At 63.0% G+C, this 25,400-nt stretch carries 21 protein-coding genes; 11 read left to right on the top strand and 10 right to left on the bottom strand.

Annotated features, from left to right (window positions below; all coding sequences use genetic code 11):
* Positions 1-211 precede the first annotated feature (211 nt).
* Together AC1DZP_RS18745 and AC1DZP_RS18740 are read left to right on the top strand one after the other, a co-directional pair.
* On the top strand, positions 212-1,222 hold the full coding sequence (locus AC1DZP_RS18745) for a fatty acid desaturase (protein WP_477304437.1): 1,011 nt from the start codon (positions 212-214) through the stop codon (positions 1,220-1,222).
* 82 nt (positions 1,223-1,304) lie between these two features.
* Entirely contained in the window at positions 1,305-2,132 is an 828-nt protein-coding gene (locus AC1DZP_RS18740; RefSeq protein WP_477304435.1) for a phosphate/phosphite/phosphonate ABC transporter substrate-binding protein, read from the top strand.
* On the opposite strand, the gene AC1DZP_RS18735 is transcribed toward AC1DZP_RS18740, so the two are convergent.
* The 3 genes from AC1DZP_RS18735 to AC1DZP_RS18725 form a co-directional block, all read right to left on the bottom strand.
* A complete protein-coding gene (locus AC1DZP_RS18735; RefSeq protein WP_477304433.1) occupies positions 2,097-3,452 on the bottom strand; it encodes a M24 family metallopeptidase in 1,356 nt (451 codons plus the stop codon). The genes AC1DZP_RS18740 and AC1DZP_RS18735 overlap by 36 nt on opposite strands.
* A 9-nt stretch (positions 3,453-3,461) precedes the next feature.
* A complete protein-coding gene (locus AC1DZP_RS18730; protein WP_477304431.1) occupies positions 3,462-6,032 on the bottom strand; it encodes a GcvT family protein in 2,571 nt (856 codons plus the stop codon).
* 92 nt (positions 6,033-6,124) lie between these two features.
* Positions 6,125-7,702: a trimethylamine methyltransferase family protein gene (locus AC1DZP_RS18725; protein ID WP_477304429.1), complete on the bottom strand. Its 1,578-nt coding sequence runs from the start codon at positions 7,700-7,702 to the stop codon at positions 6,125-6,127.
* A 252-nt stretch (positions 7,703-7,954) separates the two neighbouring features.
* Here AC1DZP_RS18725 and AC1DZP_RS18720 point away from each other — a divergent pair, with 252 nt between their 5' ends.
* The 3 genes from AC1DZP_RS18720 to AC1DZP_RS18710 all read left to right on the top strand — a co-directional run bounded on the left by AC1DZP_RS18720 (position 7,955) and on the right by AC1DZP_RS18710 (position 12,387).
* Positions 7,955-9,862 carry a phospholipase D-like domain-containing protein gene (locus AC1DZP_RS18720; protein ID WP_477304427.1) on the top strand — a complete coding sequence of 636 codons (1,908 nt, stop codon included), beginning with the start codon at positions 7,955-7,957 and terminating at the stop codon, positions 9,860-9,862.
* A 183-nt stretch (positions 9,863-10,045) separates the two neighbouring features.
* Positions 10,046-11,227: an MFS transporter gene (locus tag AC1DZP_RS18715; protein WP_477304824.1), complete on the top strand. Its 1,182-nt coding sequence runs from the start codon at positions 10,046-10,048 to the stop codon at positions 11,225-11,227.
* Positions 11,224-12,387: an MFS transporter gene (locus tag AC1DZP_RS18710; RefSeq protein WP_477304425.1), complete on the top strand. Its 1,164-nt coding sequence runs from the start codon at positions 11,224-11,226 to the stop codon at positions 12,385-12,387. The genes AC1DZP_RS18715 and AC1DZP_RS18710 overlap by 4 nt, the downstream gene beginning before the upstream one ends.
* Here the strand turns inward: AC1DZP_RS18710 and AC1DZP_RS18705 are convergent.
* The gene (locus AC1DZP_RS18705; protein WP_477304423.1) at positions 12,379-12,948 is read right to left on the bottom strand and encodes a hypothetical protein; all 570 of its coding nucleotides are present in this window, start codon (positions 12,946-12,948) and stop codon (positions 12,379-12,381) included. The genes AC1DZP_RS18710 and AC1DZP_RS18705 overlap by 9 nt on opposite strands.
* A 149-nt stretch (positions 12,949-13,097) precedes the next feature.
* On the opposite strand from AC1DZP_RS18705, the gene AC1DZP_RS18700 reads away from it, so the two are divergent.
* The 4 genes from AC1DZP_RS18700 to AC1DZP_RS18685 all read left to right on the top strand — a co-directional run bounded on the left by AC1DZP_RS18700 (position 13,098) and on the right by AC1DZP_RS18685 (position 18,138).
* Positions 13,098-15,173 carry a prolyl oligopeptidase family serine peptidase gene (locus AC1DZP_RS18700; protein ID WP_477304421.1) on the top strand — a complete coding sequence of 692 codons (2,076 nt, stop codon included), beginning with the start codon at positions 13,098-13,100 and terminating at the stop codon, positions 15,171-15,173.
* A gap of 348 nt (positions 15,174-15,521) precedes the next feature.
* Positions 15,522-16,901 carry an aspartate aminotransferase family protein gene (locus AC1DZP_RS18695; protein ID WP_477304419.1) on the top strand — a complete coding sequence of 460 codons (1,380 nt, stop codon included), beginning with the start codon at positions 15,522-15,524 and terminating at the stop codon, positions 16,899-16,901.
* A 136-nt stretch (positions 16,902-17,037) separates the two neighbouring features.
* Positions 17,038-17,403 carry a hypothetical protein gene (locus tag AC1DZP_RS18690; RefSeq protein ID WP_095087418.1) on the top strand — a complete coding sequence of 122 codons (366 nt, stop codon included), beginning with the start codon at positions 17,038-17,040 and terminating at the stop codon, positions 17,401-17,403.
* A 90-nt stretch (positions 17,404-17,493) separates the two neighbouring features.
* Positions 17,494-18,138, top strand: coding sequence for a cytochrome c oxidase assembly factor Coa1 family protein (locus AC1DZP_RS18685; RefSeq protein ID WP_477304417.1), 645 nt, complete (start codon positions 17,494-17,496; stop codon positions 18,136-18,138).
* A 282-nt stretch (positions 18,139-18,420) separates the two neighbouring features.
* Here the strand turns inward: AC1DZP_RS18685 and mmsB are convergent, their stop codons facing one another.
* On the bottom strand, positions 18,421-19,305 hold the full coding sequence (gene mmsB / locus AC1DZP_RS18680; protein ID WP_477304415.1) for a 3-hydroxyisobutyrate dehydrogenase: 885 nt from the start codon (positions 19,303-19,305) through the stop codon (positions 18,421-18,423).
* A 26-nt stretch (positions 19,306-19,331) separates the two neighbouring features.
* Positions 19,332-20,498, bottom strand: a complete 1,167-nt coding sequence (locus AC1DZP_RS18675; protein ID WP_477304413.1) for an isobutyryl-CoA dehydrogenase — start codon at positions 20,496-20,498, stop codon at positions 19,332-19,334.
* Between the two features lie 289 nt (positions 20,499-20,787).
* Between AC1DZP_RS18675 and AC1DZP_RS18670 the strand changes: the two genes are divergently transcribed.
* Positions 20,788-21,402 (top strand): dimethylsulfonioproprionate lyase family protein, encoded by a 615-nt coding sequence (locus tag AC1DZP_RS18670; protein ID WP_477304411.1) that lies wholly within the window; start codon positions 20,788-20,790, stop codon positions 21,400-21,402.
* A complete protein-coding gene (locus tag AC1DZP_RS18665) occupies positions 21,402-22,877 on the top strand; it encodes a cobyric acid synthase (protein ID WP_477304409.1) in 1,476 nt (491 codons plus the stop codon). The genes AC1DZP_RS18670 and AC1DZP_RS18665 overlap by 1 nt, the downstream gene beginning before the upstream one ends.
* 7 nt (positions 22,878-22,884) lie before the next feature.
* Here the strand turns inward: AC1DZP_RS18665 and AC1DZP_RS18660 are convergent, their stop codons facing one another.
* The 4 genes from AC1DZP_RS18660 to AC1DZP_RS18645 form a co-directional block, all read right to left on the bottom strand.
* The gene (locus AC1DZP_RS18660) at positions 22,885-23,304 is read right to left on the bottom strand and encodes a VOC family protein (protein ID WP_477304407.1); all 420 of its coding nucleotides are present in this window, start codon (positions 23,302-23,304) and stop codon (positions 22,885-22,887) included.
* 120 nt (positions 23,305-23,424) lie between these two features.
* Complete coding sequence (locus AC1DZP_RS18655) at positions 23,425-24,252, bottom strand: helix-turn-helix domain-containing protein (RefSeq protein WP_477304405.1); 828 nt, start codon at positions 24,250-24,252, stop codon at positions 23,425-23,427.
* A gap of 103 nt (positions 24,253-24,355) precedes the next feature.
* Positions 24,356-24,526: a hypothetical protein gene (locus tag AC1DZP_RS18650; protein WP_477304403.1), complete on the bottom strand. Its 171-nt coding sequence runs from the start codon at positions 24,524-24,526 to the stop codon at positions 24,356-24,358.
* Positions 24,527-24,579: 53 nt separating this feature from the next.
* A complete protein-coding gene (locus AC1DZP_RS18645; RefSeq protein WP_477304401.1) occupies positions 24,580-25,365 on the bottom strand; it encodes a TSUP family transporter in 786 nt (261 codons plus the stop codon).
* Between the last annotated feature and the right edge of the window lie 35 nt (positions 25,366-25,400).

Below are 25,400 nucleotides of genomic sequence, written 5' to 3'. Positions count from 1 at the left end.
AGGAGGAAAAATTTGCGCCAAGGCTGCCGAATGGACGCCTCAGGCGTAAATGAATCCCCAATATCGTTTACAATGTGTAACATGTGCTGTCAAAAATGCGCAATCGCAACATTTTGTACACTTTGTCTCGTTGAGTGGAATCGCTTCTCCTGACACAATGATGTCAGGAACCAGTTGGGGTTCCGGCGACTGAGGGACAGTGGTCGATAGCATGACTAGCATGAGCATCAGACAGCGTAGCGTACCGGCCATCGAATGGCCGACCGTGGTTCTCGCATTCTTCTGCTACGCAACATGGTTCGCCACCGGCTTCCTGCTCTGGCCATCCTACCCGATCTCTGCGCTCGCCGTCCTGGCCTTCTCCGCCGCATTGCAATCGTCGATCATGCACGAAGTGCTGCACGGTCATCCAACGCGCAATGCGCGGATCAATGAGGCCTTCGTCTTCCTGCCGATCGGTCTCGTCTGGCCGTTCCGCCGCTTCAAGACCATTCATCTGCGCCATCATGCCGACGAGCGGCTGACCGATCCGCTGGACGATCCCGAGAGCTACTACCAGGCGCTCTGGCAGCATGACGACTTGCCGCCGACGATGAAATTCCTGCTCAAGATCAACAACACCATGGCTGGCCGCTTCGTGCTCGGCCCCTGGCTGTCCTGCGTCGGCTTCTTCATCGACGACGCCAAGCACATGATCGCCGGCGACAAGGCGATCCGCAAGGCGTGGCTGCTGCATGCGACAGGCCTCGCCATCGTGATGCCCATCGTGCAGTTCGGCTTCGGCATCCCGCTGTGGCTCTACATCCTGGTGCCGGTCTGGCTCGGCCAGTCGCTGATCTCGATCCGCACCTTCGCCGAGCATCAATGGTCCGAACACCCGGAGGGCCGCACGGTGATCGTCGAGCGCTCGCCACTGTCGTTCCTGTTCCTCAACAACAATCTGCATTTCGTCCACCACAAGAGCCCGACCGTGGCGTGGTACCGGCTGCCGAAGCTGTTTCGCGACCGTCGCGACGAATGGTTGCGGATGAACAATGGCTATGCCTATCCGAACTATTTCGCGCTGATCAAAGCCTATGCCTTCAAGGCGAAGGAGCCGATCGTGCATCCGGTGCTGCGGCGCGCGCCGGAGCCAGGCAGGGCGTTCAAACCTCGCATCAGGGCGCGCAACATAAATGGGCTCGGCTCCGCGCCGGTTCCCGCCGAGCCGCCCAAGGAATGAGTTTTGCGGCGAGTGGGTAATGCCTGCTAGACTGGCTGCGGTCGGTCCCCTTCAATCCCAGATACAACGGTCAGATTCCGGCATGAGCGAATTGGTTGCGGCGTTGCCGATGTATGACTGGCCCGAAGCGCGCGACGAGGTCGACGCCCAATGGGCGCGCTTGCGCGACGCCTTCCGGCGGAGGGGTATCGACGCGCCGCAAACGATCGTGCGCCGCAATGGCGACCTGCCGCCGGTGCCGGGTGGCATTCATGATGCCCTGGGAAAACTGATCGCGCCAGACCCGGCGACATTGCCGCCGGACGAACTCGACTTTCACAAGCTTTGGCTGCATCCGGCGCTGCTGTTTGCGCAGACCTGCTGGGGGCCAATGGAACTCGGCCTGTCCAAACACGTTCAGGTGGTCGGCCAGCCGAGCTACGACGCCTGTGAAGGCGGGCAGGGCGAGCTCTATTCGAGCGCGCTGGTGATGAGGGCGGGCGAGGGGCTGGAGGTTCGATCGCCTGCGGACGGCCGCGCACTCGTCCCGCGCGATCTGATCCGTGGCAAGCGCTTCACCTTCAACAGCCTTGATTCCATGTCAGGCATCATTGCGCTGACGCGCGACCTGCAAGCGGCCGGCGAAGACCTGGATATATTCTCGACGCGCAGCGAAAGCGGCGGCCATCGCGACTCGATCGTCGCTGTGGCCGAAGGCAAGGCGGACGTCGCGGCCATCGACTGCGGAAGCTGGGCGCTGGCGCAGCGTTTCGAGCCGGCGGCGCAAGCGGTGAAGGTCGTCGGCTGGACGGGACGGCGCAAAGGCCTGCCGTTCATCACCGCCGCAACGACACCGGAAAAGACAGTCTGGGCGATGCGCGAGGCACTTGCCGGACTAGCCGAGCAGCCTCGCATCCAACGGGTAGGTTGAAAGTTTTTCGTTGCCGGTTTCGGTGATGAGGATCTGCTCTTCGATCTTGACGCCTTCGCGTCCGCCCAGCCGGCCGATATAGCTTTCCACGCACAGCACCATGCCTGGCTCGAGCACGCCGTCCGGGGTGTCGGGGGTCCAGTCGCTGGCATGCGGCAGGGTCGGGTATTCGTCGGCCAGGCCGACGCCGTGATAGAGCGCGCCGTAGCGCGTCGGAAAACAGTCTCCGGGCGGCACCGCCGAGCGTTCGACAAGGTCGCGGAACGAGGTGCCCGGCTGCATCAATTTGGTATTGTAGGTGATTTGATCTGCGGCGATGCGGAACAGGTCGCGCTGTTCGTTGGTCGGCTTTGCATCGCCGCACAGCCAGGTGCGCGACAGGTCGGCGCAGAAGCCGTAGGGGCCGATCAAGTCGGTGTCGAAGGCGACCAGGTCGCCGGCTTCGATCTTGCGCGACGAGCATTCCTGGAACCACGGGTTGGTGCGCGGGCCTGACGTCAGCAGCCGCGTCTCGATCCATTCGCCACCACGCGCGATGTTGCCGCGATGCAGTTCGGCCCACAGCTCGTTCTCGGAAATGCCAGGCTGCAGAGCCTGCTCCATCTCGCCCATCGCTGCCTCGCAAGCGACGATGGCGCGGCGCATGGCGAGAATTTCGTCCGATGATTTGATCAGCCGCGCATTTTCCATCACCGCTTCGCCATTGCCGATCGTCACACCCAGACGGGCGAGTTCCTCGACGCCTTCCGGATTGATGTGATCGACCGCGATGCGGCTGTTGCCGCCGCCATGTTCCCTGACCAGATCGGCAATGCCGGCGGCCCAGCGGCGGACTTTTTGCTCGGTCAGTTCGCCGCCATAGAGATACATCCATGAGACAGCCGGCCGCACCTCGTCGACGACGCCGGAATGGTCGGACAGGTGCTCGCAGGAAAAATAATCGAACAGCACCACCGGCCCGTCGGTGGCGACGAAACAATGCCGTGTCGGGTTGTGCGCCACCCACAGCTGCATGTTGGTGGAATCGGTGGCGTAGCGGATGTTGACGGGGTCGTAGAGCAGGGCGCCGGCATAGTCACGACGCTTCAACTCGGCGCGGATGCGGTCCAGCCGGTATTGGCGCATCGCCGGCAGATCGGGAGCGGCAATACCCGCCGCTGCCCATTCAGCTTCCGCCTGGGCGCCATAGCCCAGCACATGCTGGTTGAGCGACGCCGCCTTCTGGCGGGAAGCGTCGCGCAGCGCCTCGATCGAGCCCGGCTCGAACGGCATGATCTTGCGATGACGGCCAAAGCTGCCCTTCGGCCCCGCGGTGTCCATGACCGAACCTCAGGCCCGCATCTTCTCGCCACTCGGGTCGAAAGGCGCTTCGACGTTGATGCGGGCCGGGCGCCGGTGTCCCAAGATCTCGATCTCGAACAGCCCGGCACTTTCGTCCTCGGCAAGTGCCGCCGGGACGTAACCCTGCGCCATCGACTTCTGCACATAGTGGGCATAGCCGCCTGATGTCACCCAGCCGACCACGCGCCAGTCGCCGTCGACGATGCCGCGCACGGCCGAAGCGCCTTCAGCTGCCTTGGAGCCGCGTATCTCCTCGCCGCCATCGTCGAAGCGCGGCGCGCCGTAGCCATGCGGCTTTTCCACCGTGCCGTAGTCCTTGGAGACCTTGGCCCAGATCGGCTCGTCGCCCATCACATCGGCGTCGGCGGCATCGACGATGAAGGAGACGCGGCGCAGTTTTGGCCCCTGGGCCTGTTCCTTGGCGGCAGCCTCGCGGCCTATGAAATCGTTCTTCTCGAGCTTGATGAAGCGGTCCATCGCGCCTTCGAACGGTCCGTAGATCGGCCGCAACTCGCGGAACCAGGTCGGGAAGTTCTTTTCCAGGCGCATCGACAGCAAAGCGCGCATGCCGAAATCGACAAGGCCAAATTCCTCGCCGGCATCCTTGATCGCCTTATAGACAAGGCGCTGGTAGGCCGGCGCCATCCAAATCTCGTAGCCGAGATCACCGGTGTAGGTGATGCGATTGACCAAACAGGGCGCACCGCCGACCGCCATCTCGCGGAAATCCATGAAGCGGAAGGCTTTTGTCGAGATGTCGACATCGACGAGCTTCTGCAAGAGGTCGCGGGACTTAGGCCCGGCGATCGACAGACCGACCAGCGTCTGGTCGAAACGGTGGATGCGCACGGAACCATCCTTCGGCAGGTGCTTCTCGAACCAGCGCATGTGATATTTCTGCGCCGCCGACGAGCCCCAGATCATGAACCGGTCCTCGCCGGCCTTGGCGATGGTGAAGTCGCCGATCAGCTTGCCGAATTCGTTGATCATCGGCGTCAGCACGATGCGGCCGGTCTTCGGCATGCGGTTGGTCATCAGCCGGTTGAGGAAATCCTCGGCCGCTGGTCCCGACACTTCGTATTTGGCGAAGTTGGCGATCTCGGTGACGCCGACGCGCTCGCGGGTCGCGCGCACCTCCTCGCCGATCGGCCCAAAATCGTTGGAGCGATGGAAGGAGACGATGTCCTTCGGCTCCTTGCCCTTCGGGGCGAACCAGAGCGGGGTTTCGAGACCCCAGGAGTCGCCCATGACGGCGTTGTTGGCGAGCATCGTATCGTAGAGCGGCGTCGTCTGCGCCGGGCGTGCGGCCGGCAGTTCCTCATTGGGGAAGCGGATGGAGAAGCGGCGCGAATAATTTTCGCGCACCTTGGCGTTGGTGTAGCGCAGGCCGGCCCATTCGCCGAAGCGGGCGACGTCCATGCCCCAGACGTCGAAGCCGGGATCGCCATGGACCATCCAGTTCGACAGCGCCAGACCGACGCCGCCACCCTGGCTGAAGCCGGCCATGACGGCGCAGGCGCACCAGAAATTGGTCAGGCCCTGCACCGGGCCGACCAGTGGGTTGCCGTCGAGCGCGAAGGTGAAGGGGCCGTTGATGATCTGCTTGATGCCGGCCTTCTCGATGCCGGGGAAATGCTTGAAGCCGATCTCCAGCGACGGCGCAATGCGGTCGAGGTCGGGGGCGAGCAATTCATGGCCGAAATCCCACGGCGTGTTGACCGGCGACCACGGCTTGCATGCCTTTTCATAGGTGCCGAGCAGAATGCCGTTGCGCTCCTGGCGGGTGTAGATCTCGCCCTTGAAGTCAAGCACGCCGATCATCTCGCGACCGGTCGACTTGTTGAATTCCTCGACCTCCGGCATTGGCTCGGTGAGCAGGTACATGTGCTCCATGGCCAGCACCGGCAGTTCGACGCCGACCATGCGGCCGATCTCACGTGCCCACAGGCCGCCGCAGTTGACGACGTGCTCGGCGTGAACCGTGCCCTGTTCAGTGACGACGTTCCAGGTGCCGTCGACCTCTTGCGTCAGCTCGACGACGCGGTTGCGCAGCACGATCTCGGCACCGAGCTTCTTGGCCGCCTTGGAATAAGCGATCGTCGTGCCGGACGGATCAAGATGGCCCTCGACCGGATCCCACATGGCGCCGACGAAATTGGTCTCGTCCATCAGTGGAAACATCGCCTTGGCTTCGGACGGCGTGATCAACTCGGTGTCCATGCCGAGATAGCGGCCCTTGGCGTGGGCGAGCCGCAGGAAGTCCATGCGCTCCGGCGTATCCGCCATCATCACGCCGCCGGTCAGGTGCAGTGAGCAGGATTGGCCGGAAATCTCCTCGATCTCCTTGTAGAGCTGCACCGTATAGGCCTGCAGCTTGGCGACGTTGGGGTCGCCGTTCAGCGTATGGAAGCCGCCCGCCGCGTGCCAGGACGAGCCGGAGGTAAGCTCCGAGCGCTCGATCAGCATGATGTCGGTCCAGCCGGCCTTGGCCAGATGGTAGAGAACCGAGCAGCCGACGACGCCGCCGCCGATGACAACCGCTTTTACATGAGATTTCATCAAGATAGGTCCGTTTTTGCGTAAACTGAATCAGGTTTTTGGGTCGGCGGTGGAACGCCTCGACGCCGAGGTCAGCGGTCGCCGCGTGCCATTCAAAAGTCGGTCGGTGCACCGCCCTCGGACCGGCGCTTTTCGACGAAGGCGTTGAGTTCCTCGCGAATGGCCGGGTCCATATAGGGCTCTTCGTATGATGCTAGCCGTTCCTTCCACACCTTGTTGGCCTTTTCCAGCGCAGTCGGCGAGCCGGCTTCCGCCCAGGTCTCGAAATTGCGCCAGTCGGAGAGGATCGGCGAGTAGAAGGCGGTCTTGTAGCGGTCCTGCGTGTGCTGGGTGCCAAAGAAATGGCCGCCGGGACCGACCGACTGGATGGCATCGAAGCCGAGCGCTTCTTCGGACAGGTCGAGCGGGGTCAGGAACTCCGCCACCATCTGCAGCAGGTCGATGTCCAATATGGTCTTCTCATAGGAGCAGCGCAGGCCGCCCTCGAGCCAGCCGGCCGCATGCATCATCAGATTGCCGCCGCCCTGGATGGCGCCCCACAGCGAGAACACGCTCTCGTAAGCCGCCTGCGCATCGACCGTGTTGGCGGCGCAGGTGTTGGAGGTGCGGTAGGGTATGTTGTAGCGGCGGGCAAGCTGGCCGCCGACCAGCTGTGCCTTCATGTATTCGGGCGTACCGAAGGCCGGTGAACCGGACTTCATGTCGACATTGGAGGTGAAGCCGCCATAGCCGACGGGCGCGCCCTTGCGCACCATCTGGGCAAAGGCGATGCCGGACAGCGCCTCGGCGTTCTGCTGCACCAGTGCGCCGGCGATCGTCACCGGCGCCATGGCCCCCGACAGGGTGAACGGCGTGACGACGACGACCTGGCCCTTGCTCGACATCTGGATGATGCCTTCCATCATCGGCACATCGAGCTTGAGCGGCGAATTGGTGTTGATGATGGTGAAGACCGACGGCTCCTCGAGCAACTGCTCGTGGCTGATGCCGCGCGCGATCCTGGCGATCTCGATGCCGTCGACGTTGCGCTCCTTGCCGAGCGAGTAGATGTGAAACACCTTGTCGGTCAGCGTGGCGAGGTCGCGGACGCACTCCAGGTGCCGGACCGACGGATGGATATCGGTCGGCTCCACCGGATAGCCGCCGGTGCAGTTCAGGATGTTGTGCATCTGAGCGAGCTTGAGGAAGTTGCGGTAATCCTGCTGGTTGCCAGGCCGGCGGCCGCGGTCGATGTCGGAGCAGTTGGGCGCCGATGCCATCATCGAGATGATCAGATTGTTGCCGCCGAAGCGCACATTGTGCGCGGGGTTGCGCGAGTGGATGGTGAACTCCGACGGACAGTGCGACACCAGCTCGAGGATCATGTCGCTGTCGAAGCGCACCCGCTCGCTGCCGTCGCGCACGTCGGCGCCATGCGCCTTCATGATGCGGCGGGCCTCGTCATGCAGAACGTCGACGCCGATTTCCCTCAGCACGCGCAAGGAGGCGAGATGGATCGATTCCAGCTCGTCGTCCGAAACCAGCCTGGTCGGCGCGAGCGGGTTCTTCAGCTGGCGGAAAGCTGGCTGCTCGAACGCGGCCGAACCGCCGGCGCGCTTTCCGGCGCGGCCGCCACGACGGGCGCGGTCGTTGGCCAATGCCGGTTCTGCAGGTTGTAGGGCGGCGGTCATGATGGTCCTCGTACGATGCGGTAGCGGGCGGCATAATGGACCGGCGACCCGCCGGTCGTTGCGGAGGCGGCGACCACTAGGGCGAGGGAAGCGACATGCCGGAACGGCAGTTGCACGGCAAGAATATCGCGCCGATCGCGGCGATGCGCTGGCCTGGGACCAGCGGCCGGATCGACGCAAAGTGAAACGCGTTACACATCCGTCTTTTACTTCTGCTATATTGGCGCGCCGAACGTCTCTGGAGGGAAAGCCATGCCTGACGTCGTCAAAGTGCGCGCCGCGACAAACAACGAAGTCGCGTTCCTTTCCTGGGATATAGACGGCATGATCCCGGGCTGCCTCGGGTTCGAGATCGTGCGCATCTATCCCGACACTGGCGAGGAACGCTGCCTGGCCTCCTGGGTGCCTTTCAAGGGCCAACGCAATCCACGATGGATTCCCCAGGATACCGGCGTCTGGCCGGTACAGAAGACTTTCTGGCGCGATCTCACCGTGCGGCGGCGGCGCGACAGCATCGACGTCAGGCCGGAGGGTGAAATGATAGCCTACCGGGTGCGGCCGGTCGGCGACATGAAGCCGGGTCTCGACCCAGTGCCGGTGCGACCCGATCAGATCGTCGATGGCAAACCCGCCTATACCGGGCCGGCGCGCCCGCTCGGTTATCTCGGCCAGGGTGCGGTCAGCCCGCCGATCTTTCTCGGGCAGATGTTCGGCAAGGCGCGGGTTGCCTTCACCAATGGAGTGCTGTCGACGCAATGGATGTCGCATGCGCTGCAAGAGGCCGGCATCAAGGTCGGGCAGCGCGACAAGATCAGGGCGGTGCTGCAGGATCCGACCAGCAAGATACGCGCCTATCTGCATGGCGATGTGCCTGACGTGCTGACCAGCCTGCTGAAGCGGGCCAAGACCGAAGGCGGCACCGTCAGGCTTGCGCTCTACGAGCTTGGCGACGACGAGCTGTGCGACGCGATCGTCGCCGCCAAGGATGTCGTCGAGGTCATTCTTGCCAATTCGGGCAGGGACGACCAGACCAAGGCCTGGGACGCCGGCAACGCGCCGTACAGGAAGCGCTTGCACGACGCGGGCGTCGTGGTGAGTGACCGCCTGTTCAACAACAACCATATCGGCCACAACAAGTTTGCCGTCTACCGCGATGCCCAGGGCAAGCCGCAAGCGGTGATGACCGGCAGCACCAACTGGACGTCGACGGGCATTTGCGGACAGTCCAACAACGCCTTCATCCGCGACGATCCGGCGATGGCCGAGATATTCGACGCCTATTGGCAGCGCATGAAGGCCGATGTGTTCCCGCCGCCAGCCTCGGAAAGCGCTGCCGGCCACAACGTGCAGACGCAAGGCGTGCCGTTTCGTAGGGAAAACCACCTGCCCAATCCGCTGAACGGCGCCACGGGAACGCTGGACGGCATGACGGTCTGGTTCTCTCCCAACGATCCCGACCGCAACAAGAAGGACATCTCGGTGCGGCCGGTCGACGTCGAGGATGTTTTCGCCCGCATCAAGGCGGCGAAGCGCGCGGTGCTGTTCCTGGTGTTCAATCCGTCGCTGCTCGGCGAAAACTCGATCGTCGACCAGGCGGTCGCGGCAGCCAAGGCCGATCCGAATCTGATCGTGCAAGGCGCGATCAGCGACGAAACCGCGATGCCCAACTATGTCGCGCCGACCAAGGATCCATTCACCCACAAATCGAACAAGGACGGCAAGTCGCCCTTCGTCTTCCCGGAAAAGGTCTGGGAGATGCCGAACGTTTCCATCGTGCGGGCGGCAAACCTGACCGGCGCCACGATCGCCCGCGACTTCCAGGCAGAAGTACTGACCGTCGGCCATGCGATCGTGCACGACAAGATCGTCATCATCGACCCGATGGAGGACAACGCCACCGTCATCACCGGTAGCCATAATCTCGGTTACAAGGCTTCCTACGAGAATGACGAGAACATGGTGATCGTGGAGGGCGACAAGACCTTCGCCGCCGCCTATGCGGTGCATATGCTCGACGTGTTCGACCACTACAAGTTCCGCGCCTGGCGCAGGACGATAGGCAAGGGACCTTCCGACGATGACGGGATTTCCATCGACGACAAGTGGCTGAAGCCTTACGCCGACGGCAAGAAGGGGGCTATCGCTCGGTATTTTCCGTAACCTCCACCAGGTTCAGCACCTGCCTCCATTCGATGAGCGACCGATCGGCTTCAGCCGACAGGACGGGTCCGGTGGCGCAAGCGGATTTCGCCGTCCGGCCCTTCCTTTCCCCAAATCGAACCAGTAGCTAGTCGGGCTTGCCGGCGGGATGGCCTGCACTTTCACATGGATGACAGTATCAGCATGGTCGCGACCGGCTCGAGCGAAGGCGAAGCGGGAACGCAATGGGCAGCGCTTGCCGGCGTCACCGCAGCACTTGCCATGTTCGGCGCCGCGCAAGGGCTGAGCTCGCCGCTGTTCACGCTGCTGATGCAGAAGCAGGGAATGTCGCCCGCGCTGATCGGCTTGTCGGCGGCGATGATGCCGCTCGGCCTGATCCTTTCGGCTTCCTTCGTGCCGGCGGCGGTGCGGCTGGTCGGCGCACGCACGCTGGCGGTCGGCTGCTCGCTGATCGGCGCGCTCTGCTTTCTGGGCATCGGCTATCTGCAGGACTGGGTGGCCTGGTTCGTCATCCGCTTCATCATCGGCGTGGTCATCAATCCGCTTTACATACTTGGCGAGGTCTGGGCGCTGTCGCTGGCGCCGCCATCGCGGCGGGGCCGGGTCATGGGCGTGTTCAACACGCTGCTGGGCGCCGGCTATGCGGCCGGGCCATTCGCACTGACCCTGCTGGGCACGTCGGGCTGGGCTCCCTTCCTGGTCGGTGTCGCCGGCTTCACGCTCTGCGCGGTGATCCTGCACGCCGTCTCTTCGAAGCTCACCGGTTTCGAGGATGACGGCCAACCTGCCAGTGGCCTCGTCGGCTTTGCCAAGGTGGCGCCGGCACTGCTGCTTGCCGTCCTGGTTTCGGCAGCGGTCCAGCAAAGCACCTATGCGCTGCTGCCGGTGTTCGGCGCCAGCTACGGCCTGGCGGAGGCCGTGCTTGCCTCGCTGGTGATGGCGCTTTCGCTGGGCAACATCCTGCTGCAGATCCCACTCGGCCTGCTGGCGGAGCGTTTTGGCGGTCGTGCCATGATCATCGTCTGTGCGCTGGCAACCGCGACTTGCGCGCTTTTGCTGCCGCTGCTGGTCATGACGCCGCTGATCTGGGTCGTGCTGCTGGTGATGGGCGCCGTCGGCTACGGCGTCTACACAATGGCGCTGGTCGAACTGGGCAGCCGCTTCAAGGGCTCCGTGCTGGTCGCCGGCAACGCCGCCTTCGCGCTGATGTGGGGCGTCGGCGGTATTGTCGGCCCGCCGGGTGCCGGGCTGCTCATGCAAGGCATCGGCCCGCTCGGCCTGCCGGTCGTGATCGCCGGTCTCGACGCGTTGCTTGTGATGTTCGCGCTGTATCGCTCGTCCGTGCGCCGGAGCGGCAAGGCATGATCACGAACGGTTCGAGCGACAGTGAGACCGCGATGCAGTGGGCGGCGATCACCGGCGTGATCGCGACCGTCTCGGTGTTCGCCATCGCGCAAGGCCTGTCCTATCCGCTGCTGAGCTTCATCCTGCAGCGCCAGGGCGTCTCACCGGCGATGATCGGCCTGTCGGCGGCAATGACACCGATAGGTTTCATCGTCTCGTCACCACTGATCCCGGCGCTGGCGCGCCGGTTCGGGGCAGGGCGCACGGCACTCTCCTGCGCGGCGCTTTCGGCGATCGTGCTGGTGCTGATCGGCTGGACGCAGGATGTCTATCTCTGGTTTCCGCTGCGCTTCCTGATTGGCGTGGTGACCAACCCGCTTTACGTGCTGAGCGAGATCTGGGTGATCGCGCTGGCGCCGCCGGCCCGGCGCGGCCGCGTCATGGGCGTCTATTCGACGATCATCTCGGCCGGCTTCGCAGCCGGGCCGCTTTGCCTGCTTGCCGTCGGCACGGAGGGCTGGCCGCCCTTCCTCGTCGGCATTTTCGCCTTCGTGCTGTGCGGCATCTGCCTGGCCTCGGTGCTGCCGCGTCTGCCCAAGGTCGACGAGGCCGGGCATCGCGTTTCCGTCCTGGGCTTCGTGCCGTTGGCGTGGCTGCTTTTGTTTGCCGTTATCGTTGCCGCCGGCTTCGAGCAGGGCGCGCTGGCCTTGCTACCCGTCTATGGCACCCATCACGGCATCACTGAGACCCGCATGTCGGCGCTGCTTTCGGTGATGATCGCCGGCAACATCGCCATGCAGGTGCCACTTGGCCTGCTGGCCGAAAGGCTCTCCGCGCGTCTGGTGCGGCTTGCTTGTGTCGCGATCACGGTGCTCGGCTGCCTGCTCCTGCCGTTTCTCATCGAGACGCCACTGATCTGGCCGATGATCTTTGTCTGGGGTGCGGTTTCCTACGGCATCTACACGATGTCGATCATCGAGCTCGGTGAGCGCTTCACCGGCTCGACACTGGTTGCCGGCAACGCCGCCTTCTCCCTGATGTGGGGTGTCGGCGGCATCGCCGTGCCGCCGCTGGCTGGTACAGCGATGGATATTCTGGGTGCAAGTGGCCTGCCGATTATTCTTGGTCTGATGTGTCTGACGCTGGCGGTTGCGAGCATCGTAGGTCGAAGGTCAGCCTGACGCTATTGTGGGATGCCGCAGCTCGTCATCGCCTCGCCATCTCGAAATTGCCCATATGTTACAATGGGCGTGACGTTCCTCAGGGTGCATCCGGCGCAGCATATCCTGAATTTCAACGGCACGATCAAAGTCGGGTATCAGGCCAAACTGAGACAACTCCGAATTCGCAAACACGTCGGGAAATCCACCGCAGTTGGTCAACGCGCTTATGGAACCTTCTTGATCCAACAAATCGTAGCCCAGGAAGATGAAACCGCCCCAATCAATCGAATGCACGTCCGTCGACGGCTTTCGAATTACGCTTAAAATATTCAGTTCGTTCGTATCTGCCAGTTGCGAAAACAGAAACTCCAGGTCCACAAAGAAATCGAGCATCCAGTCCTCGTTGACAATGTGGGGCCAGTAGCTGTCCTTTGTCTCGCCAAGCGCGACCGGGCCAAGCATTCCATCGAGGGTGACGACTTCGGTCAGTTGGGTGAGGCCCGACCACTCGATGTATTTCGTCCATTCTGTGCCCCTGGACGGATCAAATCTCTCTTTCGCAATGTAGAGAAATTGCATGAGGCTTCCTCGTAGCGACACATGGCCGGATAAGGTTTCGCACTTGATGCGGTATGGCGGGTCGCTTCTTTCGCGCGTTCCAATTGAATTTCGGTAGTGGCATGACGATGTGTGCGACACCGAGCCTTGATGAGTTTACCGGAGACCCTATGACCAAGTCGACCACACAGACCCTGCCAAATTCCACCCCTTCGACCGAAGATCCCTTTCTCTGGCTGGAGGACAGGACAGCCAAGCAGTCGCTCGACTGGGTGCATGGTCAGAACGAGGTAACGGTCGGTGAATTGCAGGGCGATCCGTCCTATCAGGCGTCGTTCCAGACCGCGCTCGACCTGATGACGGCCGAGGACAATATCGCGGTCGGTGCCGCGATTGCCGGCCATGTCTACAATTTCTGGCAGGACAAGACCAATGTGCTCGGGCTGTGGCGCCGCACGACGGTCGCTTCCTACAAGACCGAGAAGCCAGACTGGGAAACGATCGTCGACTTCGACCAGCTTGCGGCCAAGGACGGAATCAAGTGGGTGTTCAGCGGCGCCAGCCGGCTCCATCCGGACTTCAACCTCTGCCTTGTCTCGATGTCGCCGGATGGCGGTGACGCCAGCGAGATGCGCGAATTCGACATCGCGACCAAATCCTTTGTCGAGGACGGGTTTCGCGCACCCGCTTCCAAGTCGGGCTTCGGCTGGCTGGACAAGGACACCGTCATCGTCTCGGCGGCTTTCGAGGAGGTGGACAAGACACAATCCGGTTATCCGCGCGTGGTCAAGCTGTGGAAGCGCGGCACCAAACTGGAAGACGCGACACCGATCTTCGAGGGGCGGAAGGAGGATCTCACGGTTGGCGCTGGCGTCGAGTTCGACGGCGACAGACGTTATCTGATCCTGGCCCGGACACTCGATTTCTTCGCCTCGCATATCTTCCTGCGGTTGGCTTCCGGCGAGAACAAACGTCTRCCGCTGCCTGACGACGTGACCGATACGGCGATCTTCAGGGACCAGCTCGTCTTCGGCGTGCGCAGCCCGTGGACGGCGCCGGATGGCACCTCGTGCAAGCCTGACGGCCTCTATTCGCTGGATCTGGCACACTGGGTAGAAACCGGCACGCTCGGCCCGGTGGAGACCTTGCTGGAGCCGGCGTATCGCGTGTCGATTGCCGGCATTGCCCGCACGCAGGACCGCCTGTTCATCAATCTGATGGACAATGTGCGCGGCAAGGTCGTCGTCTGCGAGCGCAAGGAGGGCGGCTGGTCGCAGAAACCCGTGGCACTGCCCGAGAACGGCAATGTCGGCATCAGCCACGCCGAGCATTTCGGCTCCAGCGTTTCCTTCTCCTTCACCGACTTCCTGACGCCGAGTTCGATCATCTGGTCGGACGACGATGGCGAGACGCTCGCCACCGTGAAGTCGCAGCCGGCCCGCTTCGATGCGGCGCCGCTGATCTCGGAGCAGTTCGAGGCGCGCTCGAAGGACGGCACGATGATCCCGTACTTCGTCGTCCGGCGGCGCGACCACAAGGGTCCGGTGCCGACGCTGCTTTATGGCTATGGTGGTTTCGAAGTCCCGCTTCTGCCAAGTTATGCCGGCGTGCGCGGCAGGTTGTGGCTGGAGAGGGGCAATGCCTATGTCCAAGCCTGCATTCGCGGCGGCGGCGAGTTCGGCCCGGCCTGGCATCAGGCGGCGCTCAAGGGCAACCGCCAGAACGCCTTCGACGATTTCGCCGCGGTCGCGCAGGACGTCGTCAAGCGCGGGATTGCCACGGCGGCTTCGCTCGGCATCCAGGGCGGCTCGAACGGCGGCTTGCTGACCGGCGTTTCCATGACGCAGCATCCCGAGCTTTTTGGTGCCGTGATCATCGAGGTACCGCTCCTCGACATGCTGCGCTACACCGAATTGCCGCCCGGTGCCTCCTGGATGGCCGAATATGGCGATCCGTCGAAACCGGAAGATGCGAAGTGGCTTTCGGCCTATTCGCCCTACCAGCATGTCGCGGCCGATGCCGCCTATCCTCCGGTGCTGCTGACCACCTCGACCGCTGACGACCGCGTCCATCCCGGTCATGCGCGCAAGATGGCGGCCCGCCTGCAGGAAGCCGGCCACACCCGGACGCTGTTCTTCGAGGAGACCGAGGGCGGACATGGTGGCCGCGGCGACCGCCGGCCGCAGGCGGCGCAGACGGCGATGAAATATGTGTTCCTACAAAGGGCGCTTAGCGGCAACGCATGAGCCGAAGTCTCGGCGCTGCGGACGCAAAGGGTGGTTCACGTCGACCGTCCTTTGCTCGCTCTTTGTTTTGATGCAATTCCCTGAGGGAGAGCGCTACGCGCTTTTCCCGGGAAAACCGCTTCACACTTTTCCTGGAATTGCTCTAAGGTGCCGTCCATGGCTCTCGTCAGGACATTGGCTCCCTTATTTGGGGCTCGCGCATTCCGTGTCGCGGTGACACCGTCACCGCGCACGCTGCGCGCAGAGCTTTTGCGGCTGTGCGCCCGCATCGGTTATTCACCACCTGCTTGCCTCTGACGCATTCGCTCCCGGCACGGCCGGATAGAATCCAGAGGAAAGATCAGATCAATGACCTATCAGAATTATTCGCTGAAGCAGCTTCAGCAGATCGACGCCGCGCACCATCTCCACCCGTTCACCGACCATAAGGATTTGCGCGAAGCCGGCTCGCGCATCATCACCCATGCCAACGGGCCGTTCATCTACGATACCGAGGGGACTGAGATCCTCGACGGCATGGCTGGGCTGTGGTGCGTCAACATCGGCTATGGCCGCGACGAACTGGCCGAGGCCGCCTACGCGCAGATGAAGGAACTGCCCTACTACAACTCCTTCTTCAAATGCTCGACGCCGACACCGGTGCTGTTGTCCAAGAAGCTGGCGGAGATCGCGCCGAAGCACGTCAACCAGGTATTCTACGGCTCGTCCGGTTCGGAAGCCAACGACACGGCGCTGCGCCTTGTCCGCCACTACTGGGTGCTGGAAGGCAAGCCGGAGAAGAACCGCATCATCTCGCGCAAGATGGCCTATCACGGCTCGACCGTTGCCGGCACCTCGCTCGGCGGCATGGATGCCATGCACAAGCAGCTCGGCGGCGCGGTGCCCAACATCGTCCATGTGATGATGCCTTATGCCTATGAACTCGCACTGCCGGGCGAGAGCGATCATGACTTCGGCCTGCGGGCGGCCAAGGCCGTCGAGGATGCGATCCTCGAAGCCGGTGCCGACAAGGTTGCGGCCTTCATCGGCGAGCCGGTGATGGGGGCAGGCGGCGTGAAGATACCGCCGGTCAGCTACTGGCCGGAAGTGCAGCGCATCTGCCGCAAATACGATGTCCTGCTGATGCTGGACGAGGTCATCACCGGCTACGGCCGCACCGGTGAATGGTTCGCATCACAAACGCTCGGCATCGAGCCGGACACCATCACCACGGCCAAGGCACTGACCTCGGGCTACCAGCCGCTGTCGGCATTGCTGGTCGGCGACCGCATCGCCGCGACACTGGTCGGGAAGGGCGGCGAGTTCAATCACGGCTATACCTATTCCGGTCATCCGGTGGCGTGTGCCGTGGCGCTGAAGAACCTTGAGATCATCGAGCGGGAAGGGCTGGTCGATCGCGTCAGGAACGATACCGGGCCGTATTTCGCCAAGGCGTTGCAGGAGCGCATTGCCGGGCATGATCTGGTCGGCGAGGTGCGCTCGATCGGGCTGATGGGCGCGATCGAAATCGTCAAGGACAAGGCCACCAAGGAGCGGTTCCTGCCGTCGGGAAGTGCGGCGGTGACCGTGCGCGACCATGCGATCGCGCACGGCATGATGCTGCGCGCCACCGGCGACACGATGATCCTGTCGCCGCCGCTGATCTGGACCCGTGACACGATCGACATGGCTTGCGAGCGCATCTCCAAGGCGCTGGACCTGGCGCAGGCGGATCTGCGCAAGCGATAGGGATCGATACCTCGACCGGGCGTTCTCGATGGGAATGCCCGGCTTCGAGAAACATTTCGTTGGGGAACGAATTTCACCCTCAGCGCTTAGTGTGCGGGTCAGCAGCCGACGTGGCTGCGACAAGGGGACTGTTTCCATGAAAAAGACCGGCAAGAGCCGACGGCTGCAAGATGCAGCCAGCATCGGCGGTGACCTGATGCTGGCGCCGATGGTGGCGCTGATGCGGCTGCCGTTGATGGCGCTGGATGCCGGGAGCGGGAAGCCATGGGGCACGGAGACGGCGCGCGCGGTGAACGAGAAGACCGTGGCGATGGCCGAAGGGGCGTTTGCGGCGCAAATGTCCTTCCTGCAGTCGGCATCGCGGTTCTGGCCGGAAATCCTTGCCGGCCGCACGCCGTCGTTGTTCAACGGCGTCGCGGCGGAACGGTCGATCAGCGCCGCGCTGAAACCGGCAAGCCGTACGGTGAAGGCGAATTTTCGCCGGCTTTCCAACAAGGCCTGACAAAGAAAGGCCGCTCGGGAAAAACCGATTCCCGTTTTTCGAGGTCATACGCTAGAACCCATCAAGCACATCTGCCGATGGGGGAACATCATGGCCGGACAGCCGCTCAACCAGCCCGCCGAAATTCCGGCCGAACTTGACCGCTGGAACTGGGGCGCCTTCTTCCTCAACTGGATCTGGGGTATCGGCAACAGCACCTTCATCGCGCTGCTGGCACTGATCCCTGTCGTCAACATCGTCATGATCATCGTGCTGGGTGCGCGCGGCAGCCGCTGGGCCTGGCAGAACCGCGCCTGGCGCGACGCGGAACAGTTCCGCAAGACGCAACGCAACTGGGCGATCGCCGGCCTTGTCATCTGGGTGGTCAGCATCGGCGGCTGTGCGGCGATGGTCGGCGGCATTCCTTACGTGCTGAAAGGCAGCGATGCCTATCACATGACCATGGACAAGCTTCGCGCCGCCGACCGCGTCAAGGCCGCCCTCGGTGATGACCTGACCGAGAGTTTCTGGGTCGGTGGCCATCTCAATGTCAATGCGAATGGGGCGGGCGATGCCCAGTTCAGCATTCCGGTCCATGGCGCCAAGGGCAAGGGCACCGCCTTCTCGACCGCTGTCCGGACAGCAGGCACGTGGAGCCTGCGCCTGCTGGTCGTCAGGGTCGAGGGAGCCGATGCACCGATCGTGCTGATCAATGAAGATCATGTCGCGATCCCGAATGCGGCAATCGGTATATAAAACAGGCTGCACTGATGAAACCGGGCGGAAATGCAAAAACCGCGCTCCATCGGGAACGCGGCTTTGCCAGATACGCATGGCGTTTCGCTACGCAAACACTTGGCGAAACTTACGGGCTCCGGTACGCGAGACCTGATCCGGAGCGCCGGGCGGATGCGATATGTCCGCCTCGCATTCCGTTTTACAGAAACATCGTTACCGGGGGGTTATCGAGAGCTTAAGCAAACCTAAATTTGACCGGTTTCTCTCAAGATAAGCAAAAAACCCAGTTATATTAGGAGCTTATGGATTGGCTCCGCGCAGAAAATTAATGATTCCGGAAAAATCGGCGCCTGCATGCCCCTGGGCGTTGAACAGCGCATAGAGCTGAGCTGCCTCAGCACCTAGCGGGGTCACCGCGCCGGAACCTTGTGCTGCCTCCTGCGCCAGCTTCAGGTCCTTCAGCATCAGAGCGGCGGCAAAGCCCGGCTTGTAGTCGCGGTTGGCGGGCGAGGTCGGCACAGGGCCGGGCACCGGGCAGTAGGTGGTCAGCGACCAGCACTGGCCGGACGAGGTCGAGGCGACGTCGAACAGCGCCTGGTGCGAGAGGCCGAGCTTTTCCGCCAGCACGAAGGCTTCGGCGACGCCGATCATCGAAATGCCGAGGATCATGTTGTTGCAGATCTTGGCGGCCTGTCCAGCGCCGCCGCCGCCGCAATGGACGACACGCCCGGCCATCGGCTTCAGGATCGGCTCGGCGGCGGCGAAGGCATCGTCGGAGCCACCGGCCATGAAGGTCAGCGTGCCGGCCGCCGCACCGCCGGTGCCGCCTGAGACCGGTGCGTCGATTGACAGCAGGCCGTGCTTGGTTGCGACGGCATGCGCCTTGCGGGCCGATTCTACATCGATGGTCGAGGAATCAATGAACAGCGCTCCCTTTTTGGCCTTGGGAGCAATGTCTTCATAGACCGACAGCACATGCTTGCCGGCCGGCAGCATGGTGATCACCACATCGGCGTCCTTCACCGCGGCCGGTGCATTGGCCATGATGATGACGCCATGCTCGCGGGCGACCGTCAGATTCTCCGGCATCAAGTCGAAGCCATGCACGGCATGCCCGGCCTTGACCAGATTGGCCGCCATTGGATTGCCCATGTTGCCGAGGCCGATGAAGGCGATCGTCGTCATTGTCTGTCTCCCAGGTTCTTCTGGCGTCAGCGGCCGATCAGGGCTCGCGCGATGATGACGCGCATGATCTCGTTGGTGCCTTCGAGGATCTGGTGGACGCGCAGGTCCCGCACCAGCTTCTCGATGCCGTAATCGTGCAGGTAGCCGTAGCCGCCGAGCAGCTGCAGCGCGTCGTTGGCCACGGTGAAGCCGGTGTCGGTGACGAAGCGCTTGGCCATCGCCGACCATTTGCTGGCGTCCGGCGCCTTGCGGTCGAGCTTTGAGGCGGCGGCGTAGAGGAAGATGCGCGCCGCCTGCAGTTCGGTCTCCATATCGGCCAGCCTGAACTGCAGCGCCTGGAACTGGTTGATCCTGGAGCCGAACGCCTTGCGCTCGGCGGCGTAGGACAGCGCCTTGTCGAGCGCCGATTGCGCGCCGCCTAGCGAACAGGCGGCGATGTTCAGCCGGCCGCCGTCGAGCCCGGCCATGGCGATGCCGAAGCCGGCGCCTTCGCCCGACAAAAGGTTTTCCGCCGGCACCTTGCAGTCCTCGAAGATGACCTGGCGGGTCGACTGCATATGCCAGCCCATCTTGTGCTCGTTGGCGCCGAAGGATAGGCCGGGCGCGTCCTTGCGGACGACGATGGTGGAAATGCCTTTCGGCCCATCGGCGCCGGTGCGCACCATGACGGCGTAGATATCGCTGTCGCCGGCGCCCGAAATGAACTGCTTGGTGCCGTTGAGGACATAGTTGCCGCCGCTTTTCACCGCGCGCGTCTTCAGCGCCGCGGCATCCGACCCGGAGCCCGGTTCGGTCAGGCAGTAGCTCGCCAGCCATTCCATCGTAGTGAGCTTCGGCAGGAATCGCTGGCGCTGCTCCTCATTGCCGAAACGGTCGATCATCGAGGCGACCATGTTGTGGATCGAGATGAAGGACGAAAAGGCCGGATCGGCGTGCGAGAGCGCCTCGAAGATCAGCACAGCGTCGAGCCGGCCGAGCGCGGAGCCGCCGACATCGTCTCGGACATAGATGCCGCCGAGGCCCAGCGGCCCAGTCTCGCGGATCACGTCGGCGGGGAAGTGTTTCCTGCGGTCCCAATCGAGTGCGTTCGGCGCGACGCGGTCGGCGGCGAAGGCTTGCGCCATCTCCTGGATGGCACGCTGCTCCTCGTTGAGTTCGAACTGGCTGGTGCTCGCATCGACCGCGGTGTCCATGGCGTGCTCCCTATGTGCTGGCCAGCTAAGTTATGTTGATACTCAGGTGATGCCGGCCTGCAAACGTCGGTTTCCTGCACTTCCGGTGCTCACGTACCTTAAGTACGCTCCGCTCCGGTTCTCGAAAACCGCCGTTTTCGGCTCGGCCTGACCTGAATCTCAACACATCTTAAGCTCGCTGGCCTGTTGTTTTTGGCTTTGCGCGCGCACCAATCTAGACCAATGATGCCGCCGCGCAACCCGACCTCCTGCGGAGCGGCTGTGCACCAATGCATGTTCGGAGCGAGACGTGGCGACAAAATTCGATGAACTGCTGGAACAGTTCCACGCCTATCTCGCTTCCGTGGACGACGCCCTGGTGCGCGACGCCGTGGCGGGGATCGCCTGGGACATGCCAGCCCGCGCGCTGGAGCCGCATCCGCTTGGCTGCCTGCGCCACCTCGATCGCGCCGCCGAACTGGCGCCGCCCGATGCCAAGCCGCTTGTGCGATTGCTTGCGGAACGTCGGAATGATCTCCGCTGGGGGCAGACCTATAGCAAGGCGGATTTCGGTGAGGCATTCATCGACAATTACGGCTGGCTCGAAGTGTTCGGCACCCGTGGCCACTTCGCCAATGACCAGGTTGCGGCCGGCCTGCTGATTCTTGGCCCCGATATCGTCTATCCCGACCATCATCATGTTGCCGAGGAGATCTACATCCCGCTGACCGGCGGCACTGAGTGGCGGATGGGTGAGAGCGGGTTTCGCCGGCGCGCGGCCGGCGAGGTCGTCCACCACGCTTCCAACGTCAACCACGCCATGCGCACCGGCATAGTGCCATTGCTGGCGCTCTATATCTGGCGCGGCGGGCCACTGGCTGCAAAATCCACGATCACCGGAACCGTGGCGCAGGGCAGGGGCTGATGGCCAAGGCGATCATGCTGCAAGGCACGGGTTCGGATGTCGGCAAGACGGTGCTGGTCGCCGGCCTTTGCCGGGCAGCAAAAAAGCGTGGGCTGAAGGTGAGGCCCTTCAAGCCGCAGAACATGTCGAACAACGCTGCGGTCGCCGACATTCCCGGTGACAACAAGGCCGGCAGCGGCGAGATCGGCCGCGCGCAATGGCTGCAGGCGATCGCCTGCGGTGTGGCGCCGTCGGTCCACATGAACCCGGTGCTGCTCAAGCCGCAGACCGATGTCGGCGCGCAGGTCATCGTGCAGGGCAAGGTGTTTGGCGAAGCGCGGGCACGCGACTATCAAGCACTGAAGGGCCAACTGATGGACGCCGTGCTGGACTCCTGGAACAAGGTCGGCGAGGGCGCCGACCTGGTCATCGTCGAGGGTGCCGGTTCGCCCGCCGAGATCAACCTGCGCAGCCGCGACATTGCCAATATGGGCTTTGCGACGCGGGCCAACGTGCCAGTGGTGCTGGTCGGCGATATCGATCGCGGCGGCGTCATCGCCTCGGTGGCCGGCACGCATCTGATCCTGCCGGAAGAGGACCGGCGCATGATCGTCGGCTACCTCATCAACAAGTTTCGCGGCGACGTCTCGCTGTTCGACGATGGCATAAGGTCGATCGAGAAATTTACCGGCTGGCGGTGTTTTGGCGTAGTGCCGTGGCTGAAGGCGGCAGCGCGGCTGCCTTCGGAGGATTCGGTGGTGCTGGAACGGCTGGCGTCCGGCGAGACGCGCGCGCTGAAGGTGGCCGTGCCGATGCTTGGCCGCATCGCCAATTTCGACGATCTCGATCCGCTCAAGGCCGAGCCGCAGGTCGAGGTGGTGTTCGTGCCGTCCGGCAAGCCGCTGCCGACCGACGCCGGGCTGGTGGTCATTCCCGGCTCCAAGTCGACAATCGGCGATCTCCTGAAATTCCGCGAGAATGGCTGGGACCGGGACCTTTTTGCCCATCGCAAGCGGGGCGGCCATGTCGTTGGCATTTGTGGCGGTTTCCAGATGCTTGGCCGCTCGGTGCGCGACCCGGACGGCATCGAAGGCAACGTAACCGAAGCCGAAGGGCTTGGCCTGCTCGACGTCGAGACGGTGATGGAACCGGAGAAGACGGTGCGCAATGTCAGTGCCCGCTCGGTACAATTCGATCTGCCGCTCGAGGGCTACGAGATTCACCTTGGCCACACCACGGGTCCAGACACCATACGACCGTCGGCGATCATCAATGGTGTCGAGGATGGCGCTGTCTCCGCCGACGGCAAGGTGATCGGCACCTATATGCATGGCCTGTTCGGCGCCGACGGCTTTCGCGGGAAATTCCTTGAAAGCCTTGGCATCAAGGGTGGCGGCATCGATTATCGGGCCGAAGTCGAGCGGGCGCTGGATCAGGTCGCAGCCGAGTTGGAAACCCACCTCGACTGCGACGCGATTTTCGCGCTGGCGCGCTAGACCTTGCCTATGCCTTTTCGCCAGCCTTTGGCCAGTAGGTGCCGAACGACCAGACATTGCCTTCCGGATCGCGGCAGACGAATTCGCGGCTGCCATAGTCGCGGTTGGTCAGTTCCTGGATGATCGTGGCACCGGCCTTCCTGGCTTTGGCATAGGCGGCATCGGCATCGTCGACGGCAATGTAGATCGACTTGCCGCCGCCTAGGCCGGGCTCGCCGACCATCTTGCCGTAGTCGTCGTCGCGCACCGTGCCCAGCATGATCATCGACGAGCCGAAAACCAGTTCGGCATGGTGCACGACATCGCCTTCCCCATAGCGGGCACGGACGCTGAAGCCGAAGGCTTCGCACAGCCAGTCGATCATTTTTGCCGCGTTCTTGTAGCGCAGGGCGGGGTAGAGACGCGGCACTTCCGTGGTGGTGGGCATGGGAACTCCTTCACTTGGGTTGGTCGATGAACCTTGATTGTGCATGCCCAAAACCGCTGCGCACTTTTGGGCGACATGCATCACTCTGGTCGAAGGCCGTTCCAGCGTCTTGAAGAAATGTTACCTGGCAAGTGCGGTCGGCGTCTCGCCGGCAAGGTCGCGGAATTCGCGTACCAGATGCGCCTGGTCGGCATAGCCGCAATCGGCGGCGATATCCGCCCAGTCGACGGTCTGCTGCCTTGACAGGCCGAGCGCCCGGTTGAAGCGCACGATGCGCGACAGCGTCTTGGGGCCGATACCGATCGCATCGGAAAAGCCGCTGGCGAGATGCTTGCGGCTCCGGCCCAGCTTTTCGGCAAGCACCGAAATGCGGGTCCGGCCGCCAGAGGTGATGATGCGGTCATAGGCCCAAGCGATTTCGAGCGGGGTTTCGGCGGTATTCTTGAGACGGGCCGCGACGAAGGCTTCGGCGATGTCGAAACGCGCCGCCCAGTCCGGCGTGTTGCCAAGCCGCTCGCGCAGCGCCATGCCTTCGGCGCCAAGCACGTCGTCGAGCACGACCATGCTGTCGGTGAGCTCGCTCATCGGCTGTCGGAAAAACCGGCGTGCGCCGAGCGGCGTGAAGTTGACCTGGACGCAGCAGGCGCCACCGAAGGATTCGATCACCACCGGTCCGGCAAAAAGGCCGGCGGCGAAACTGGCGAAGCGGTCATTGTCGCCCGGCGTCTTGCCGAGGCCGATGGCGAAGGGTTCGGCAAAGCTGATCACCAGCGGCACGGTCAGCGATGCATATTCGACATTGTGGAAATGGCCTGGCGCCGTTTCGCGATAGCCGCAGATGTCGGTGACGATGCCTTCAAGTACAGCATTGGGCAGGCGCCGGCGCATCTCGAACCGCCCGGCAATGGAGTGGTCCTGTTCCTTCCGGCGTTGCATCTCAACAGGCATTTGCCCTCCTTCCGCCGAGGCAAATCTAGCAGACCCCAGACCAGAATCAAAAGCGCCCGGCTTTTGGCCGGGCGCTCCAGGTCCCCACTTCAAGGGAAACTGGTCAGGCGCCGCGCATCAAGCAGCCGCCGGCAAGCACGATGAAGGCAATAAGAACAATCCACACCGATGCGATTGGAATAAACGCAAGAACGCCAAAGGCGGCGAGAACACCGATGATGGCGATAACAACTGCAATGATGAAAACAATTTGGGTGGGTGCGCTAAGATTCATGTCTGGCTCCTCGCAACATGATTCGAACAGCGGCATTCTATCAGGGCGGGTGTTCACACACCAATCATGACACGCAGCGGGTTCGCCGGGTCGGCCAAGAGCTTCACGGCCAGCGCAAGGCAGACGACCACCAGCAGCGGCTTGATCAGTCTTGCACCGATGCGCATGGCCAGGCTGGCGCCGACGCGAGCGCCGAGGAATTGGGCAACGCCCATCATCAAACCGATCTTCCAGTAGACGACGCCGACCGCGGCGAAGACGATGAAGCCGCCGATGTTGGAGGCGAAATTGAGCAGCTTGGTATGCGCGGTCGCCTTGAGCACGCCAAAACCGGCGAGTGCGACGAAGGCCAGCATGTAGAAGGAGCCGGCGCCGGGTCCAAACAGGCCATCGTAGAAGCCGATCGCGGGCGCGACAGTCAACCCGAACAGGAACGGTGACAGCCGCTCGGCACGGTCGACATCACCCATGTTGGGTTTTATGGCGAAATACAATGCGATGGCGATCAGCAGAAGCGGCAGCGAGGCGCGTAGAATATCGCCCGGCACAATCGTTGCCAGCAAGGCACCGGCAGTGCCGCCGGCAAGCGCCAGCAAGGCTGACGGCAGCTGTCGTCGCAGGTCGACATGGCCATTCGCGGCATAATGGATTGTGGCCGAGCCAGAGCCGAACATGCCTTGCAGTTTGTTGGTTCCAAGCGTTTCGATCGGTGAGAAACCGGCGAGAAGCAGTGCGGGAATGGTGATCAATCCGCCGCCGCCGGCGATCGAGTCGACAAAGCCCGCGGCAAAGCCGGCGAACGCCAGCATGGCGACGGTCTGGGTGGTGAGGTCGATCATCTGAAGTGTGGAAATGTCCGGTGGGCTGAGATATC

The organism is Mesorhizobium sp. P2_F8, from assembly GCF_056403655.1.
This window is presented reverse-complemented; position numbering and strand designations above follow the sequence as displayed.

Bases quoted from the DNA above. Each gene is read 5' to 3' on its own strand.
- AC1DZP_RS18730 (WP_477304431.1), bottom strand. From the start codon at position 6,032: ATGAAATCTCATGTAAAAGCGGTTGTCATCGGCGGCGGCGTCGTCGGC.
- AC1DZP_RS18745 (WP_477304437.1), top strand. From the start codon at position 212: ATGACTAGCATGAGCATCAGACAGCGTAGCGTACCGGCCATCGAATGG.
- AC1DZP_RS18685 (WP_477304417.1), top strand. From the start codon at position 17,494: ATGGCCGGACAGCCGCTCAACCAGCCCGCCGAAATTCCGGCCGAACTT.
- AC1DZP_RS18705 (WP_477304423.1), bottom strand. From the start codon at position 12,948: ATGCAATTTCTCTACATTGCGAAAGAGAGATTTGATCCGTCCAGGGGC.
- AC1DZP_RS18650 (WP_477304403.1), bottom strand. From the start codon at position 24,526: ATGAATCTTAGCGCACCCACCCAAATTGTTTTCATCATTGCAGTTGTT.
- AC1DZP_RS18675 (WP_477304413.1), bottom strand. From the start codon at position 20,498: ATGGACACCGCGGTCGATGCGAGCACCAGCCAGTTCGAACTCAACGAG.
- AC1DZP_RS18665 (WP_477304409.1), top strand. From the start codon at position 21,402: ATGGCCAAGGCGATCATGCTGCAAGGCACGGGTTCGGATGTCGGCAAG.
- AC1DZP_RS18690 (WP_095087418.1), top strand. From the start codon at position 17,038: ATGAAAAAGACCGGCAAGAGCCGACGGCTGCAAGATGCAGCCAGCATC.
- AC1DZP_RS18695 (WP_477304419.1), top strand. From the start codon at position 15,522: ATGACCTATCAGAATTATTCGCTGAAGCAGCTTCAGCAGATCGACGCC.
- AC1DZP_RS18720 (WP_477304427.1), top strand. From the start codon at position 7,955: ATGCCTGACGTCGTCAAAGTGCGCGCCGCGACAAACAACGAAGTCGCG.
- AC1DZP_RS18715 (WP_477304824.1), top strand. From the start codon at position 10,046: ATGGTCGCGACCGGCTCGAGCGAAGGCGAAGCGGGAACGCAATGGGCA.
- AC1DZP_RS18645 (WP_477304401.1), bottom strand. From the start codon at position 25,365: ATGATCGACCTCACCACCCAGACCGTCGCCATGCTGGCGTTCGCCGGC.
- mmsB (WP_477304415.1), bottom strand. From the start codon at position 19,305: ATGACGACGATCGCCTTCATCGGCCTCGGCAACATGGGCAATCCAATG.
- AC1DZP_RS18740 (WP_477304435.1), top strand. From the start codon at position 1,305: ATGAGCGAATTGGTTGCGGCGTTGCCGATGTATGACTGGCCCGAAGCG.
- AC1DZP_RS18655 (WP_477304405.1), bottom strand. From the start codon at position 24,252: ATGCCTGTTGAGATGCAACGCCGGAAGGAACAGGACCACTCCATTGCC.
- AC1DZP_RS18735 (WP_477304433.1), bottom strand. From the start codon at position 3,452: ATGGACACCGCGGGGCCGAAGGGCAGCTTTGGCCGTCATCGCAAGATC.
- AC1DZP_RS18710 (WP_477304425.1), top strand. From the start codon at position 11,224: ATGATCACGAACGGTTCGAGCGACAGTGAGACCGCGATGCAGTGGGCG.
- AC1DZP_RS18660 (WP_477304407.1), bottom strand. From the start codon at position 23,304: ATGCCCACCACCACGGAAGTGCCGCGTCTCTACCCCGCCCTGCGCTAC.
- AC1DZP_RS18725 (WP_477304429.1), bottom strand. From the start codon at position 7,702: ATGACCGCCGCCCTACAACCTGCAGAACCGGCATTGGCCAACGACCGC.